The 14,191-nt window shown below is 70.9% G+C and carries 11 protein-coding genes and 1 pseudogene; 6 read left to right on the forward strand and 6 right to left on the reverse strand.

The annotated features are described in order from the left end of the window. Positions 1-253 (reverse strand): annotated as a pseudogene (locus AC4IJH_RS10380) (hypothetical protein); the annotation flags it as partial. Positions 254-820: 567 nt separating this feature from the next. On the opposite strand from AC4IJH_RS10380, the gene AC4IJH_RS10385 reads away from it, so the two are divergent. After that, positions 821-1,612, forward strand: coding sequence for a hypothetical protein (locus AC4IJH_RS10385; RefSeq protein WP_490851299.1), 792 nt, complete (start codon positions 821-823; stop codon positions 1,610-1,612). 730 nt (positions 1,613-2,342) lie between these two features. Next, positions 2,343-3,440 carry a glycosyl hydrolase family 18 protein gene (locus tag AC4IJH_RS10390; RefSeq protein WP_490851300.1) on the forward strand — a complete coding sequence of 366 codons (1,098 nt, stop codon included), beginning with the start codon at positions 2,343-2,345 and terminating at the stop codon, positions 3,438-3,440. 278 nt (positions 3,441-3,718) lie between these two features. On the opposite strand, the gene AC4IJH_RS10395 is transcribed toward AC4IJH_RS10390, so the two are convergent. Genes AC4IJH_RS10395 through AC4IJH_RS10405 form a run of 3 tightly spaced genes read right to left on the reverse strand, consistent with a single transcriptional unit; the run spans position 3,719 to position 6,895 of the window. Then, positions 3,719-4,888 carry a glycosyltransferase family 4 protein gene (locus AC4IJH_RS10395; RefSeq protein WP_490851301.1) on the reverse strand — a complete coding sequence of 390 codons (1,170 nt, stop codon included), beginning with the start codon at positions 4,886-4,888 and terminating at the stop codon, positions 3,719-3,721. Between the two features lie 7 nt (positions 4,889-4,895). Beyond that, positions 4,896-5,453 (reverse strand): arsenate reductase/protein-tyrosine-phosphatase family protein, encoded by a 558-nt coding sequence (locus tag AC4IJH_RS10400; RefSeq protein WP_490851302.1) that lies wholly within the window; start codon positions 5,451-5,453, stop codon positions 4,896-4,898. Next, on the reverse strand, positions 5,450-6,895 hold the full coding sequence (locus AC4IJH_RS10405) for a tyrosine-protein kinase domain-containing protein (protein WP_490851303.1): 1,446 nt from the start codon (positions 6,893-6,895) through the stop codon (positions 5,450-5,452). Before AC4IJH_RS10405 ends, AC4IJH_RS10400 begins: the two co-directional genes overlap by 4 nt. Before the next feature lie 180 nt (positions 6,896-7,075). Between AC4IJH_RS10405 and AC4IJH_RS10410 the strand changes: the two genes are divergently transcribed. Then, complete coding sequence (locus AC4IJH_RS10410) at positions 7,076-8,428, forward strand: O-antigen ligase family protein (protein WP_490851304.1); 1,353 nt, start codon at positions 7,076-7,078, stop codon at positions 8,426-8,428. On the opposite strand, the gene AC4IJH_RS10415 is transcribed toward AC4IJH_RS10410, so the two are convergent. Further along, entirely contained in the window at positions 8,359-9,351 is a 993-nt protein-coding gene (locus AC4IJH_RS10415; RefSeq protein WP_490851305.1) for an LCP family protein, read from the reverse strand. The two genes, AC4IJH_RS10410 and AC4IJH_RS10415, sit on opposite strands and share 70 nt — an antisense overlap. A 2-nt stretch (positions 9,352-9,353) precedes the next feature. After that, positions 9,354-10,349 (reverse strand): UDP-glucuronic acid decarboxylase family protein, encoded by a 996-nt coding sequence (locus tag AC4IJH_RS10420; protein WP_490851306.1) that lies wholly within the window; start codon positions 10,347-10,349, stop codon positions 9,354-9,356. Positions 10,350-10,484: 135 nt separating this feature from the next. On the opposite strand from AC4IJH_RS10420, the gene AC4IJH_RS10425 reads away from it, so the two are divergent. From AC4IJH_RS10425 to AC4IJH_RS10435, 3 genes are all read left to right on the forward strand, one after another. Continuing rightward, on the forward strand, positions 10,485-11,096 hold the full coding sequence (locus tag AC4IJH_RS10425; protein WP_490851307.1) for a sugar transferase: 612 nt from the start codon (positions 10,485-10,487) through the stop codon (positions 11,094-11,096). A 12-nt stretch (positions 11,097-11,108) separates the two neighbouring features. Beyond that, on the forward strand, positions 11,109-12,590 hold the full coding sequence (locus AC4IJH_RS10430) for an oligosaccharide flippase family protein (RefSeq protein WP_490851308.1): 1,482 nt from the start codon (positions 11,109-11,111) through the stop codon (positions 12,588-12,590). Between the two features lie 229 nt (positions 12,591-12,819). Further along, a complete protein-coding gene (locus tag AC4IJH_RS10435; RefSeq protein ID WP_490851309.1) occupies positions 12,820-14,016 on the forward strand; it encodes a glycosyltransferase family 4 protein in 1,197 nt (398 codons plus the stop codon). Positions 14,017-14,191 lie beyond the last annotated feature (175 nt).

Here is a 14,191-nt window from a genome sequence, read left to right on the forward strand (position 1 = left end):
GTGACATCGCTCCGTCCCATGGCAGTTTCAGCATTTGTTCCAGTTGCCACTGGTACGGCCCGGTGTCCGCGCGGCACTTGCGCGCGGGCTGGGGGCGCGGGGGCTTGTGGGGCCGGGACAGGGGTACGGTGCCGTGCTTTTTCCATACGGCGATGACGCGTCGATAGGTTTTCTGGTCTGCTGCGCCATTGGCGGGTTTGATGCCGAGCTGTTTTTGTACCCGCTGGATTGCCAGGCAGTCCTGCTGTGACATCGCTCCGTCCCATGGCAGTTTCAGCATTTGTTCCAGTTGCCACTGGTACGGCCCGGTGTCCGCGCGGCACGTCGCCGCGGAGGGGAGCGCCGGAGCCGCGATTGCAGCCGACTGCCCGCCCGGCAGAGCGGTTCCCAGGACGGCGACAAGCATCAGGAGGTGAACGAGCCCGCGTCGTCTTCTGACCGGTCTGCCGGCGACTGCACCTAGGTCTGCCTCTGCCACGTGAGCTCCCGGATTCGTTCTGCGAGGAGTGAGGACCTCTCCCACAGGTAGCCGTGCTGCTGACGGACTGCCACCGAAGCTAGGCCGAAGGGCCGGTATGCCATGGCCGAGGTGTACGACGCCGTGGTGGCACGGCCAGGAAGACGGGGCCAGGCAGTACCGTGCGCTCACGGCGGGTGGCGATCCCTTTCGGGCGCTCTCAGTCCCTTGGGAGGGCTCGCCATCCGTGACCGTACGAGCTGTACGCCCGGATCCGTTACGAAAGGCATGTCCGCGATGCGGCTGAAAGCACTCCTCCGTCGCGCCGTACCTCGGTCCAAGGTCAGAGTAGGCGCAGCCGTCGTGGCTGTCCTCACGGCCGTCGCGGGGGTGGTGGCCCTGAGTGACGAGGAGGAGGGGCCGAGGCCCCTCACCACCGAGGAAGCGCAGCAGCTGGCGATGGTCCGCTTCAACGCCTACGAGTCCAGCCCCGTCACGGTCACGGTGACGGTCCCCGACGGCTCCGACAACACCGTCGTCCACGGAGTGGTGGACTACCGAGCGCACCGCGCGGTCGGGACATTCGCCGCGGAGAGCGGCGGCAGGCCGCGGCAGACCGGCATGCTCGCCTGGGACGCCACCGGCCTCGCGGTGGCTCTCTCACCTTCGCCAGGTGCGCACAAGCCTCCGTCACCTCCGCAGCCAGGTGCCGCGCGGCCGCCCGCGGGCATCCTGCGGGCAGCCGGGGAGCTCTCGCCACGCGCCTGGTCGCCGCGCGTCTATTCGAGTGACCCTCTGGACAGGGCCCTGCGCGTGGCCATGGGCCTGGGTGCGAATCGGCCGGACAACGCCCAGCTGCTGGCCCAGTCCGGGCCGCGCCGTCTGGAAGAGCGCAGCGAGGCGGGCCGCACATACACGCTCTATTCCGGTCCGCGGCCCCGCCCGCAGACGACTGCGCCGGCATCCGGCGCACCGGTCGCCGAGCGCCCGGCGGCGTCCCCGCTGACGTACTGGGTGGATCAGCAGGGCCGGTTGGGCCGCGTCGAGATCCGGTTCGCCTCGCTGCCCCGGCCCGCCCGAGTGGAATTCACGGGCAGCGACAGGAAATTGAAAATCCCGGCCCAGCCCTGGCAGAACGCGGCTGGACATCAGTAGCAGGCCCGGGCACTGCTGTGGGGCACGGGGGGGCGATCTAGTGGAGGCCCCTGGCCGCACTGGCGCCCTTGTCCGGGTCCGCTCCGACCGCTCCTTCTACGCCGACCCGCCCCCCCGAAGGACGCCAGGAACGGGGCGGCCACGCCGCCACGGTGCGAAGTTCACCTGTCCCGACCCCGGTCATTGCGCGTACGACACGCCCGACGCGAGTGGCCTCGACCGGTGTTGCGATCACCGGCACGGGGCCTTGTACATGGGTGTACGGGACTGTCAGAGGATGCCGACCCGCGGTCGTCCGGATACGGTCGGCGCATGGGGCACGGGCCGGATGGCCTCAGGTAGAGCGCGACGTGCCTGACGCGCCGGTTAGGGAACTCGCGGGAACTTTCCACCGTCCTCGGATTCGTGGAGGCATAGGCCGGCCCGGACCCGTGGCGTGCCGCACGAGGTGGTGCAGGCCGCCATTCGGGGACCCCAACCAAGATCTTCTCCCGGTTTCTCCCAGACGAGCATCGCAGTCACAGGAAGGGCCTGGCTCCCAGCGAGGACCAGGCCCTTGACCTGCTACTTCTCTGTCGGAGTGGCGGGATGTGAACCCACGGCCTCTGCGTCCCGAAGCAATCGCGCCTCCGGCGCGGCGGTTTCCCGGCTGAAGCGGACGGCCAAGCCGGCGTGCCCGTTCGGACGAATCAGCGCGGCATGTCGCCCCTGGCCGGGCAACGCTCAGCACATGGACCAAACACCAGCCGCCAGGCTGCGGCCCGGCCGGGTTCCCGTACTCCTGCTGGCCGCCGCAGCCACTGTTGCGGTCGCCGTCGGCACACCGGCATCGGCCACACGGGCCGCCGCTGCCGACCCCCGTACCGTCCCCGCGCCGGACTCCCGTACCGTCTCCGCCTGGCTCCCCTACTGGAACGTGGAGACCGGTTACGCCGACGCGCTTCGCCACGCGAGCCAGCTGCACACCGTCAGCCCGTTCTGGTACAGAACCAAATCCGTCACGGACATCAGGAGTTACAAGGGAGCGGGCGCAGAGCACATCATCGACGGGTTGCACGCGGCCGGCATCAAGGTCGTCCCCACCGTCGTCGAGAGCCTCGACGCCAAGGCCATGGCCGCTGTGCTGGGAAACCCCGCCCAGCGCACCGCGCATGTCAACGCGCTGTTGAAGGTGGTCGCAAGCCGCCCGTACGACGGCATCGACCTGAACTACGAGAAGATGGACGTCACCCCCGACAAGCAGTTGCGGTCCCGGGTACGGAACGGATACAACGCGCTGATCAGCGAGTTGTGCTCCCGGCTGCACGCCCGCGGCAAGGTCTGCGTGATCACGGTGATGCCCCGCTTCACCGGCGACGGCGGCGCGTACGACTACCGCCACATCGGCAAGACCGCCGACCGCATGCGGATCATGGCCTATAACCTGCACTGGTCGCTCAGCGGACCAGGACCGCTGTCCTCCCGCGCCTGGTACGAATCCCTCCTGCGCTACGCCACCGCCCGCGCCCCCCGACACAAGATCGAGATGGCTTTGCCCGGGTACGGCTTGAAGTGGACCAAGGGCGTCAAGAGCCGCGCGCGCCTGGTGACGTGGCAGCAGGCGGAGGACCTGCGCCGCAGCAAGAACATCCCCTACCACTTGCACACCTCCGGCAACGCGCACTTCAACTACAAGGAGGGCCAGGCCGAGCACGAGGTGTGGTACCAGGACGGGGACGGAGTCGCGGTCCACCTGCCGGTGCTGAAGAAGTACGGGGTACGTAACACCGGCCTGTGGGCGCTCGGGCAGGAGGACCCGGAGTTCTGGAGCGCGGTCCGAGATCATTAGCCGCAGCACCGCCTCGGGCGGCGAGCCCGCCCGCGCGGTATACATCAGCGGACATGAGAGCGGCCTTCGTCTGATCCTGTGCTCCGTCACAGAGGCAGAGGAATCAGTACGAAGGCCGTGGTCGTGAGCTTCGGGTATCAGGGCGTCCTGCGGGATGCGTTCGCCGAAGTGTCACGCTTCCCGACGCAGTTGTGCGCGTGTGCTGTCGCGGATCACGGCCCAGAGGACGTTGAGACGGCGGTGGGCCGGCGCCAGCACGGCCTGGAGGTGGTCCTGGATCAGCGGATCTCGGTGATCAGGTGTGCCAGGCCCTGGCTGAAGCGCCGGCTCATCTCTTCGACGGTGTACTGCCGAGCGTCCGCGCGGCAGCCTTCTCTGAGGCGAGCCAAGTGCTCGGGGGTGCTGAGCAGGTCCACCACGGCGCGGGCGTACGCCTCGGCGTCGTCCGGCGCGATCACAGCGTTATGGCCGTCCTGGAGATACTCGAACTCGGGTGCGTGGTAGGGCCAGGGCGTGGTGACGATGGGGGTCTCCAGGGCGAAGGAGTCGACGGCGCACAGTCCGACCCGGCCGGGCATCAGCAAGACGTCGCTGAGCGCGCCGAGGAGGGCCTTGCGTGCGCCGAACGCCTGCCCGACGGGGAGGATCTGTGGTGTGCGGGCCGCGGCCGCCTCCACCAGATCGCGCTGCTCGCCGGTTCCCGCGACCAGCAGGCGGAAACCGGGGAGCAGCGCGGCGGCTCGCTGTGCCGCCTCCAGCAGGAAGTCCAGCCGTTTGCCGGTGCTCAGGGCGCCGACGAACAACGCGGTCTTGCCCTCCGTGAGGCCGTACTCCCTTCGCATGTCGGCCAGTTGGCGCCTGCTCAGCTGCTGGCGCGTGTCTCGCAGGGCCGTGGTGTCGATCGCGTTCTGCACCACCGTCACCCGGTCGCGGGGGAAGCCGCGCGCCTGTACGGACCGGGCGCCGCCTTCGGTGTAGGCGAAGAACCAACGGGCGCGGCGTGTCAGGGCGGCCTTGAGTGACTGTTCCAGCGGCGAGTGGCGCTTGGTGTACGTGTGGCCGTGCCCCCACATGGCCACCGCGGGGCCCCCGCTCGCCCTCGGCCGGAGCAGCAGGGGGTACAACTCCAGGTTGTGCAGGGCCTGTTCCACCACGACGACATCCGCGGTGCGTACCAGGGCGGTGGCCCCGAGCCGCTTGTGCACCAGGGAGCGGCCCGCGATCCGGAGAGTCCGTTGCGGCAGCCGCACCGCTTCCTCGACGGGCACGGCGTCCTCGCGGGCCCGCAGGTCCGTGTCGTACGGGGCGCCGTGCGCGATCACCAGGTCGATGCCGCCGGCGTCGAGGTCTTCGGTGAGCTTTTGGAAGAACGGCCGCCGGAACTCCGAGAGAAGCGGTACGACCACGGCTACCCGCGGGCGGGGCAGGGGAGTGGGGGACGAGGGCATGGACCGCTCAGCCTTTCGGTGCGGCGGAATGGAGGGTGGCCAGTGAGTCGGCCACCTGGCTCAGCGCTTCGTCGATGCGGGCGGCGCACGAGCGCAGGTCGTCGATGGGGAGGCCGCACGGGTCGCCGATATCGTCATCGCCGGGCGCGGCAGGGGGCGTTGCGCCGCGCATGGCCGCCGCGTGTCCCACCGGGTCGGGGGAGGTCCCTGGCCCGCCGCCGAGGCGGGCGAACTCCCGGAGTGTGAAGCAGCGCCGCAGTGACTTGGGGTGGAGTCGTGCGGCTGCCTCGCGGTGTTCGCGGGCCAGGCCGAGGACCACATCCGCTTCCGCCACGAGGTCGGCGGTCAGCCGTCGGGTGGCGAAGTCGTGCGCGTTCCCGCCCAGTTCGCCGAGCACCGAGGCCGCCAGGGGGTGCATCGGCGCACCGGGCTGGGCGTGTGTGCCGGCGCTGCTGACGCGGATGCCGGGTGCTGTCGTCTGCAGGCGTGCCGCGAGCATCCGCTCCGCCAGGGGGGAGCGGTACAGGTTTCCGGTGCAGACGAACAGCACCTGGGCCCCGGTCATGTTCCTGCGTCCGGGTTGGTCGCCTGTGCGGCCACGGTGTCCGTGCGGCGTGTGTCGCGGGGGCGGGGCGGGTTCAGGCGGGCCGGGGAAGCGGCGGCGGCTTCGCCGTATCCGTATCCGTATCCCTTGGATTCGTGCTGCCGGACCATGTTGAGGATGGCGCCGAGGGCCGGGACGCCCACGGAGCTCAGCGCGCCGGCCGCCGCCCGTGCCCGGTCGCTGGGGGTGCGCCCGGCGCGTACGACGAGGATCGCGCCGTCGGCGGCCGGGGCCAGGCCCACGGTGTCGGCGACGGGCAGCAGCGGAGCGCTGTCCACGATGACCGTGTCGAAGGAGGAGGCGAGGTCCTCCAGGACCTGCCGCATGCGCTGCGAGGCGAGAATCTCGGACGGGTTGGGCGGTACGGGGCCCGAGGTGAGCACCCGCAGATTCTTCTCGCCGATCTGCTGCATCACCTCGGCCGCGCTCGCGTCGCCGATCAGCACGCTGGTCAGTCCGGCGTCCTGGATGAGTCCGAGGGTGCGGGCGACGCACGGTTTGCGCAGGTCGGCGTCGACCAGGCAGATGCTCTGGCCCGTCTCGGCCAGCGAGAGGGCGAGGTTCACCGCGGTGGTGGTCTTGCCCTCGCCCGGCAGCGGGCTGGTCACCACGATCACCCTGGGTCTGCGGTCCACCTGGGCGAATTGGAGGTTCGCGCGGATCAGCCGGAAGGCCTCGGCGCGTGCGTTGTGCGTGCCGGGGGCCACGGCCACCGGGTCGGCTGACGCGTCCTTGTCGTAGGGCAGCCAGCCGAGCACCGGCAGTCCGGTCACCTTCGCGAGGGCGTCGCCGGTGCGCAAGGTGGTGTCCAGGGTGTGGCGCAGCAGGGCGAAGGCGACGCCGGCGCACAGCCCGGCCAGGAGTCCGGCTGCGGCATTGAGCAGGGGCCTGGGGGAGACGGGGGCGGTGGGGATGGCTGCGGTGCGGGTGATGCCGATGTACACGGGGAAGGAGTCGCCCCCGGGTGGGGTCTCCAGGAGGATGATCTGCCGGCGGGCTTCCGCGGCGAGGGCGTCGGAGACCTGCGCGGCCCGGGCGGCGTCGGAGTCGACGACCGTGATGTCGATGAGGACGGTGTCGGGCTCGGCGGCGGCGGTGACCCGTTCGGCCAGGCGGCTGGGTGTGGTGTTAAGGCCCAGCCGTTTGATGACGGGGCTGAGGACACGGGGGCTGGTGACGACGGCGGCGTAGGACTTCACCCGTGCCTGGGAGAAGGCACTGCCCTGGTTGAGCGATGCGGCATCGGATGTCGAGCGTGCGGCGACGAACAGCTGACTGTGCGCCTCGTATTGGTCTTGGGAGACGGCGGTGACGCCGAGGCCGGCACCGAGGCCGAGCAGGGTCAGCACGGTGATGGTCAGCCATCGTAGGCGCAGCGCCTTGAGGCAATCGCGGAGATCCAACCTGTACCCCTCATCGGGTTGTCCCGGGCACGGCGGCCGCAGTGTCCGGAATTGAGCAGCAAGATTTGATATATCCCTTTTGTGACCTCAGGCCAATTCGCATCACCCTTCAGCGAGTTGCCTTCACCCATCCGAGGAGTCCGTGTGCGATACCGCTCCACTGTTGTGGCTGCTCGCTCGATGACGGCCGCACTATGGGCCGTGGGCCTGAGCCCCGCCTTCTTCGCCGTCGTGGTCTGGGGGGACGCCCGGTCGGCGACGGGCGAGCCTGCCCTCTGGGGCGAGACGAAAGTGCAAGCAGTCCCGGACGCCTGGCGGTTGTACGCCGGGACGCTCTACGGCCTGGTGACGATCGGGCTGCTGCTGTGGGTCGTGGTCTGCTCCTGGGCCGGGCCCCGGCCCCGGGCGAGCCGCCTGGGCACCGCCCTGTCCCTCGCCGCCCTGGCCGTGTACGCGGGCCCGGTGCTGTCCGGGGTCTTCGGCGGCCATGGCGGCGTCGGCGACTGGCGGCTCTGGCTCGCCCCGCTGGCCATCGTCGCCCTCCATGCGGCACCGGCCTATTCGTCGGACGACCTGCTGCGCCTGTTCCGTATGATCCTTCGGGTCTATACGTGGGGCAGTCTGGGTGTCATGGCGATCGCCCCCGACTGGGCGCTGGCCGTGAGTCACATCGTGAACTTCCGGCTGCCGGGCGTCGGTTCGCACCGCCTGATCGGGCTTGCCAACCACCCCATCCTGCTGGGTGTGCTGGCCACCGCCGCCCTGGCCGTGGAAGTCGCACCGCTGCTGCGCACGCGGCTGTGGGCCGCGCACGCGGCAGCGGCCGCCGCGGTCCTGTTGCTGGCGCAGTCGCGCACCGCCTGGATGGCGGCACTGGCCGGCCTGCCGTTCCTGTACCGCCGTTCCGTGGCGCACCGCGTGCACCCCCTGGTCATGCGGGGGCTCGTGCTGGCCTTCGCGGCCTGCGCGGCGCTGCTCGTGCCGGCGACCACGAAGCTCCTCACGGCCACCTGGTCCGACAGCGAGATCACCTCGCTGCACGGCCGCACCATGGTCTGGGACGTGGCGCTGGACGCTTTCCACACCAACACCCTGTGGGGCTACGGGCCGACGCTGTTCACCGACCCCGCCTCCCCGGCGCACGGGGCCTTCGAGCATGCGCACAGCCAGCTCTACCAGACCCTTGGCACCTCCGGGCTGGTCGGACTTGTCGGCCTGGTGCTGTTCGTGGCCACGCTGCTGTTCGCGGCCCTACGCTGCGCGCGGGCGAGCGCCGGGCTGACCGTCGCGCTGGCCGCGATCGTCCTGGTGTTCTGCGTATCCGAGGCCCCGCTGCGCGGCGTCGGCTTCAGCCCCTACCTTCTCCTGGTCGTCCTGGTGAGCGCCCTCGTGCTGAGCGCCGACAGCAAGGAGGCGGATGGGCACGTGGCCCATCCGCCGTGTTCCCTGCCCCGGCCGGCCGCCTACGGGCGGTCGGTGCGGAGCCTGTCGAACAGCTCGGACGCGGCGGGCTGTCGCAGCACGACGCGGTAGGAGTCTGCCGGGTAGGGGCGCTGCGGCACCGTGCCGTAGCGCACCCGCTCCTCGGGGACGGCCCGGAACCGTTTGACCAGCCCGTACAGCTCGCCGAGCGAGTCCAGGCCGGGGGAGGCCGTCACCGAGGCGGTGATCGCGTCCAGCATCCGGTAGAAGCGGCCCGGACGCAGCAGCGACCCGTCGGCGCGCACCTTGTCGGACAGCCGGCTCATGAACCGCTGCTGGCGGGCCATCCGGTTGATGTCGCTGCCGTCCCCGACGTACGAGCGTGCGCGCACGTAGGCGAGCGCGTCCGTACCGTGCAGGACCTGCCGTCCGGCGGGCAGGTCGAGTCCCACGTTGGGGTCGCGCTCGGCCCGGGGGAGGGTCATCTCGACGCCGCCGACCTCATCGACGATCTTCTTGAACCCGTCGAGCCCCAGGACCAGATGGTGGTCCACGGGGATGCCGGTGAGTGATTCGAAGGTGCGGATGGTGCAGGCCGCGCCGCCGAACTGGAAGCTCCAGTTGAACTGCGCGAACATGGCGCGGCTGGCGCCGCCGTCGGCCGATTGGCAGCGCGGGATACGCACCATCAAGTCCCGTGGCACGCTGGTGACTTCGGCTCGCTTGCCGTCGGCGGACAGGTGGAGCAGAAATACGGTGTCCGAACGGGCGCTGCCCAGTTCGGGGCGGTAGTCGGAGCCCATGACCAGGATGTTCAGGGCGGAGTCCACCTTGCGGGGCCGGTCCGCGGTCTGCGGGGCGAGCAGCTTCTCCGTGGTGTCGTCCGTACGGATATTGCCGTCGAGTTTCTCGTACGCCCACCACCCGGACAGCCCCGCCGTCATGGCAGCGAGGACACTCACCGCGATCAGTGCCCGCACCACCTTCCGTCGGCGCGAGGCCGGGCGCACCGGCTTCGGTGTCTCGTCCGGCATGCCTACGCCCCGACCAGGTCGACGCCCTCGCCCACGGAGGAGGCCGGCGCCGGCACGGCGCCCGCATCCGCCTGTTCGGCGAACCAGGCGATGGTCTGCCGCAGCCCGGCCTCCACCGGTGTCCGGGGCTCCCACCCCAGTTCGGTGCGGGCCCGTGCGATGACGGGCTGGCGGCGTTTGGGATCGTCGTGCGGCAGCGGCACCAGGACGATCTCCGAGGAGGAGTCGGTGAGGCGGCGGATCCACTCGGCGAGTTCCAGCATGGTCATCTCGCGGGTGTTGCCCAGGTTGACCGGCCCGGGGGTCGACGAGCGCAGCATCGCCAGGACGCCCTCGACGAGATCGTCGACGTAGCACAGCGATCGTGTCTGGGACCCGTCGCCGGTCACGGTCATGGGCGCGCCGCGCAGGGCCTGGTGGATGAGCGTCGGTACCACGCGGCCGTCGCCCGCCCGCATCCGTGGGCCGAAGGTGTTGAAGATCCGTACGATCCCCGCGTCGGTGCCCCGGGTCCCTCGGTAGGCCATGACCGAGGCTTCGGCGAAACGCTTCGCCTCGTCGTAGCAGCTGCGCGGGCCCACCGGGTTGACGTGCCCCCAGTAGCTCTCCGGCTGCGGGTGTACCTGCGGATCGCCGTACGACTCCGAGGTGGACGCCAGGACGAACCGCGCGCCCTTTTCCGTGGCCAGCTCCAGCGCGTGCCGCGTGCCCTCGGAGCCCACATGGAGCGTCTCCAGTGGATATCGCAGGTAGTCGGCGGGGGAGGCCGGGGAGGCGAAGTGCAGGACCGCGTCCACCGGCCCCGTGACCTCGATACCGCACGCGACATCGCATTCGACGAGGTGGAATCCCGTGTGTCCCGCCAGATGGGCGACGTTGCGCGGACTGCCCGTCAGGAAGCTGTCCAGGCACACCACGTCGTCGAATCCGGTCGCCAGGAGCCGCTCGCACAAGTGCGAACCGACGAATCCTGCCCCTCCCGTTACTACTGCGCGCATCTGGCTCTCCCTCTCTGATCGGAACGCGAAGGCGTGTGGCACTCCTCGATCACCGTGTTCACCATGCGAAAGTACTTGCCGGAAAAGTGATAGCTCGTGACGTTATTGACCGATTCGTCCGAAAGGAGGTGCAGAATGCAGGAACTGGCCGCTCGACCATCCGTCAAACGGTGCATCGACCTGTCCCTCGGGACCGTCCTCCTCCTGCTGTCGGCACCGCTGATGGCCTGCATCGCCCTCGCCGTAAAGGCCACCTCGCCCGGCCCCGTCCTGTTCCGGCAAGCGCGGGCGGGCCGGCACGGCCGCCCCTTCGCGATGCTGAAGTTCCGCACCATGCGCCCGGGCAGCGACGCGGCGCGCGCGGCGCTGGCGGGTCACAACGAGGCCGACGGCCACCTGTTCAAGCTGCGCGACGACCCGCGCGTCACACCGGTCGGCCGGCTGCTGCGGCGTCTCTCCCTCGACGAACTGCCCCAGCTCATCAATGTCCTCAGCGGCGAGATGTCCCTCGTCGGGCCGCGTCCGCTGCCGATGGAGGACTCCGACTACACCGGGCGGGCCCGCGACCGACTGCTGGTGCCGCCCGGCATCACCGGGCTGTGGCAGACCAGCGGGCGCTCCGACCTGTCCTGGGAGGAGATGCTGCGCCTGGACCTGTACTACGTCGAGCATCACTGCGCGCGGCTCGACCTCGCCCTCCTGGTCCGTACGATCCCCGCGGTCCTCACCGCCCGCGGCGCACACTGACCCGGCACGGCCATGGGCGATGAAACAGACCGGACAAGGGCCGGGCCCGGCGAGAAGGGCGCCGCACGGGCGCGCAGCACGCTGCGCGCACTGGTATGGAACTACTCCTCGGCCATCGCCGGCACCGTCCTGCAGCTCGCCTACACCGCCTACACCGCGCGCGCCGTCCTCCCCAGCAGCTATGCCGCGTACGCGACCGCGAGCAGCGCCCTGACCGTCGTCGGCTACTTCGCCGGGGCGGGCCTGGCCGGCTACCTGCTGCGCGCCGAACACCTGACGCGGCAGACGGTACGCACCGCCTACCGCGTCTCGATAGTGACCGGCACCCTGTGCTGCGCCGCCACACAGGCCACCGCACCCGTCATCGCCCAGCTGCTGCGCATGCCGGAGGCCTCGACCATCGTGCAGTTGCTGGGACTGTTCTTCCTGGCTCAGCCCGCCGGGAACGCGGCCACCGCGGCACTGCGCAGGCTGGGCTGCGCCCGCTTCTGTGCGATGACCGACACCCTCGCCCAGTTCACCGGCATGGCCACCGGCTGCGCCCTGCTCGCTGCCGGCTGGAGTCCGTACGGCCTGGCCGCCACCCCGGCCGTGACCGCCGCGGTCACCCTCCTCGTCGCCGCGCCGCGACTGGCCCGCCTCCCGGTCCCGCACGGCCCGCCGGTCCCGGCGCGCGCGGTGCTCGGGCTGTCCGCCGCCTTCGCCGGATACGGACTGATCCAGGCCTTGATCAACAATGTCCCGCTGTGGGCGGTCGCCCGCTTCCTGGGGCCGGTCACGGCCGGCCAGTTCTCCCGCGCCTCCCTGACCGTCGGACTGCCGGTCGCCCTGCTGTGCCAGAGCCTGCGCCGTGCGCTCGTACCGTCCCTGGCGCGCACCAACGGCGAGGGGCGCAGCCTGGGCGGCGCCCTGCCCGATACGCTCGGCGCGGCCTCGGCCATCGCCTTCGTGTCCTTCGGCGCCCTGGCCGCGGTGGGGCCGGCCGCGCTCGCGCTGCTCCTGGGGCCGGGGTGGGAGCAGGCCTGCTCACTGGTGCCGTACTTCGCCGCCGGCGCCGCCTTCGTGCTCCTGTGCCAGGTCGGCCACGCCGTGGACGAGGTCATGAAAGCGCTGCGCGCCCTGCTGCACAGCCAGCTGCTCGTGCTGGCGGGCACCGTGCTGTTCCTGACGGTCGTCGCATCCCGCGGTCCGGTGCTGATCGCCGTGTCGGGGGCGGTGGCCGCAGCGGTCGGCCATCTGCACCAGCTGGTCCGCTGGCACCGCGCCGGTCTGTGCCCGATGCCGTCGCTGGCGGCGCCCTATCTGGCGCATGCGGCGATCGGCGTCGCGCTGTACGCCTGCGGCACGCTGGGGGCGCACTTCGGCGCCGGGCCCCTGTCCAAGATCGCGTACGGAGTGCTGGGCATGGTGCCCGTGGCCCTGCTGTGCGTGGTGCTGCGGCGCCGACTCCCGCTGTACGCCGCGGCGGTGGCGCGCGGGCTGGTCACGGGGTGACCTCGCCACTACCTCGCCGAAGGGTCACTGCGAGGGCCCGGCCCGGGCGCGCTCGGCGAAGCATGGACTCGGCGAAGCATGGAGGCGAGCGTGCCGCAGACCACCTGGTGGGCCCTTTGGGCCGGGAGGGTCGTCATGCCGCCCATGCAGAGATAGGGCAAATGATGGAATATCGCCCGAAAATCGTCACCTTACCCCCTCCCTCTCGCGTGTGACCCACCGTCAGCTGATGAGATATGGCCCCATGAAGATCGCGCTGGTGCACAGTTTCTACGCCTCCGGTCAGCCAAGCGGCGAGAACGAGACCGTGCACGACCAGATGGCGGCGCTGCGGGCGGCCGGGCACGAGGTCGAGCTGGTTGCCGCGCGGACCGACGACCTCGTGAGCGAGCCGCTGTACCCCGTGCGGGCGGCAGCCCGGGTGGCAACCGGCCGCGGCCGATCCCCCCTCGCCGCGCTGCGCGCTCTGGCCCCGGACGTCGTGCACGTCCACAACCTCTTCCCCAACTTCGGCCGGACCTGGGCGCGGGAGTGGCCGGGCCCACTGGTCGCGACCCTGCACAACCACCGCCCGCTGTGCGCCGCCGCCACCCTCTACCGGGCCGGCGCCCCCTGCACCCGCTGCCCCGACGGCGACCGCTGGGCGGGCCTGCGCTTCGGCTGCTATCGCGACTCCCGGACCGCCACCGCGCCGCTGGCCTGGGCGGGGCGCAGTGGCGGCGGTCGAGATCCACTGCTGGCCCGCGCCGACCGGCTGGTCGTCCTGTCGGAGCGGAGCCGGGCCATGTACGAGCAGTCGGGTGTGGCGGCGGAGCGGCTCGCACTGGTCCCCAACTTCGTCCCGTTCCACCGGAGTTCAGCGGAGGGCCCGCCGAACGGGGACGGTGGACGCTGGATCTTCGTGGGCCGCCTCACCGAGGGCAAAGGCCTGCTCGAACTCCTGCGACAGTGGCCGGAGGGCGCTGCCCTGGACGTGGCCGGAACCGGCGAACTCCTCGACAGGGCAAGGGAAATCGCCCCTCCCGGCGTCCGCTTTCTGGGGCAGCTGGACCGATCCGAACTCCGCACCCGCCTCCCGCAATGCCGCGGCCTCGTCTTCCCGGGCCTCGGCTGGGAGGCGGCCTGCCCGCCTCTGGTCGTCCTGGAGGCGCTCGCTGCCGGACTGCCGGTCCTCACCTTCGAGGGCACATCCGTCGCGGAAGTGGTGCGCGAGCAGGGTACGGGACTGGTCGCCGCCGCACACACAGCCCTCTCCGACGCGCTCGCGCAGGCCGCCGCGCGCTTCCCTGCCCTGCGCGGGCACTGCGCGCGCGTCTTCGAGGAGCGATACGCGCAGCCGGTGTGGGTCAGGCGCATGACCGCCCTGTACGAGCACGTGTCGGCGTCGCACCAAGGCGTAACGGCGCACGAGGTGTCACAGCAGTGAAGCGGCGCCGCATCACCGACGTGCGGTCCCGTCTCGCTCTCTCCCGGCTGCTGTTCTGCCGGCGACCCGGCAAGGAGCTCGCCGACGCTGGCCTGTGTCTTCGAGACCAGTCGCGCCCCGAGGCGGCCGCACGGTGCGGTTCCCTCCCCGACCGGGCCCGCGGTGACGGGCACAA

The sequence above is a fragment of the Streptomyces sp. UF-297 genome, from assembly GCF_058245575.1.

What these genes read in the sequence shown, in the direction of transcription:
- AC4IJH_RS10390 (WP_490851300.1), top strand. Translation starts at nt 2,343, where the DNA reads ATGGACCAAACACCAGCCGCCAGGCTGCGGCCCGGCCGGGTTCCCGTA.
- AC4IJH_RS10395 (WP_490851301.1), bottom strand. Translation starts at nt 4,888, where the DNA reads ATGCCCTCGTCCCCCACTCCCCTGCCCCGCCCGCGGGTAGCCGTGGTC.
- AC4IJH_RS10400 (WP_490851302.1), bottom strand. Translation starts at nt 5,453, where the DNA reads ATGACCGGGGCCCAGGTGCTGTTCGTCTGCACCGGAAACCTGTACCGC.
- AC4IJH_RS10410 (WP_490851304.1), top strand. Translation starts at nt 7,076, where the DNA reads ATGACGGCCGCACTATGGGCCGTGGGCCTGAGCCCCGCCTTCTTCGCC.
- AC4IJH_RS10415 (WP_490851305.1), bottom strand. Translation starts at nt 9,351, where the DNA reads ATGCCGGACGAGACACCGAAGCCGGTGCGCCCGGCCTCGCGCCGACGG.
- AC4IJH_RS10420 (WP_490851306.1), bottom strand. Translation starts at nt 10,349, where the DNA reads ATGCGCGCAGTAGTAACGGGAGGGGCAGGATTCGTCGGTTCGCACTTG.
- AC4IJH_RS10425 (WP_490851307.1), top strand. Translation starts at nt 10,485, where the DNA reads ATGCAGGAACTGGCCGCTCGACCATCCGTCAAACGGTGCATCGACCTG.
- AC4IJH_RS10430 (WP_490851308.1), top strand. Translation starts at nt 11,109, where the DNA reads ATGGGCGATGAAACAGACCGGACAAGGGCCGGGCCCGGCGAGAAGGGC.
- AC4IJH_RS10435 (WP_490851309.1), top strand. Translation starts at nt 12,820, where the DNA reads ATGAGATATGGCCCCATGAAGATCGCGCTGGTGCACAGTTTCTACGCC.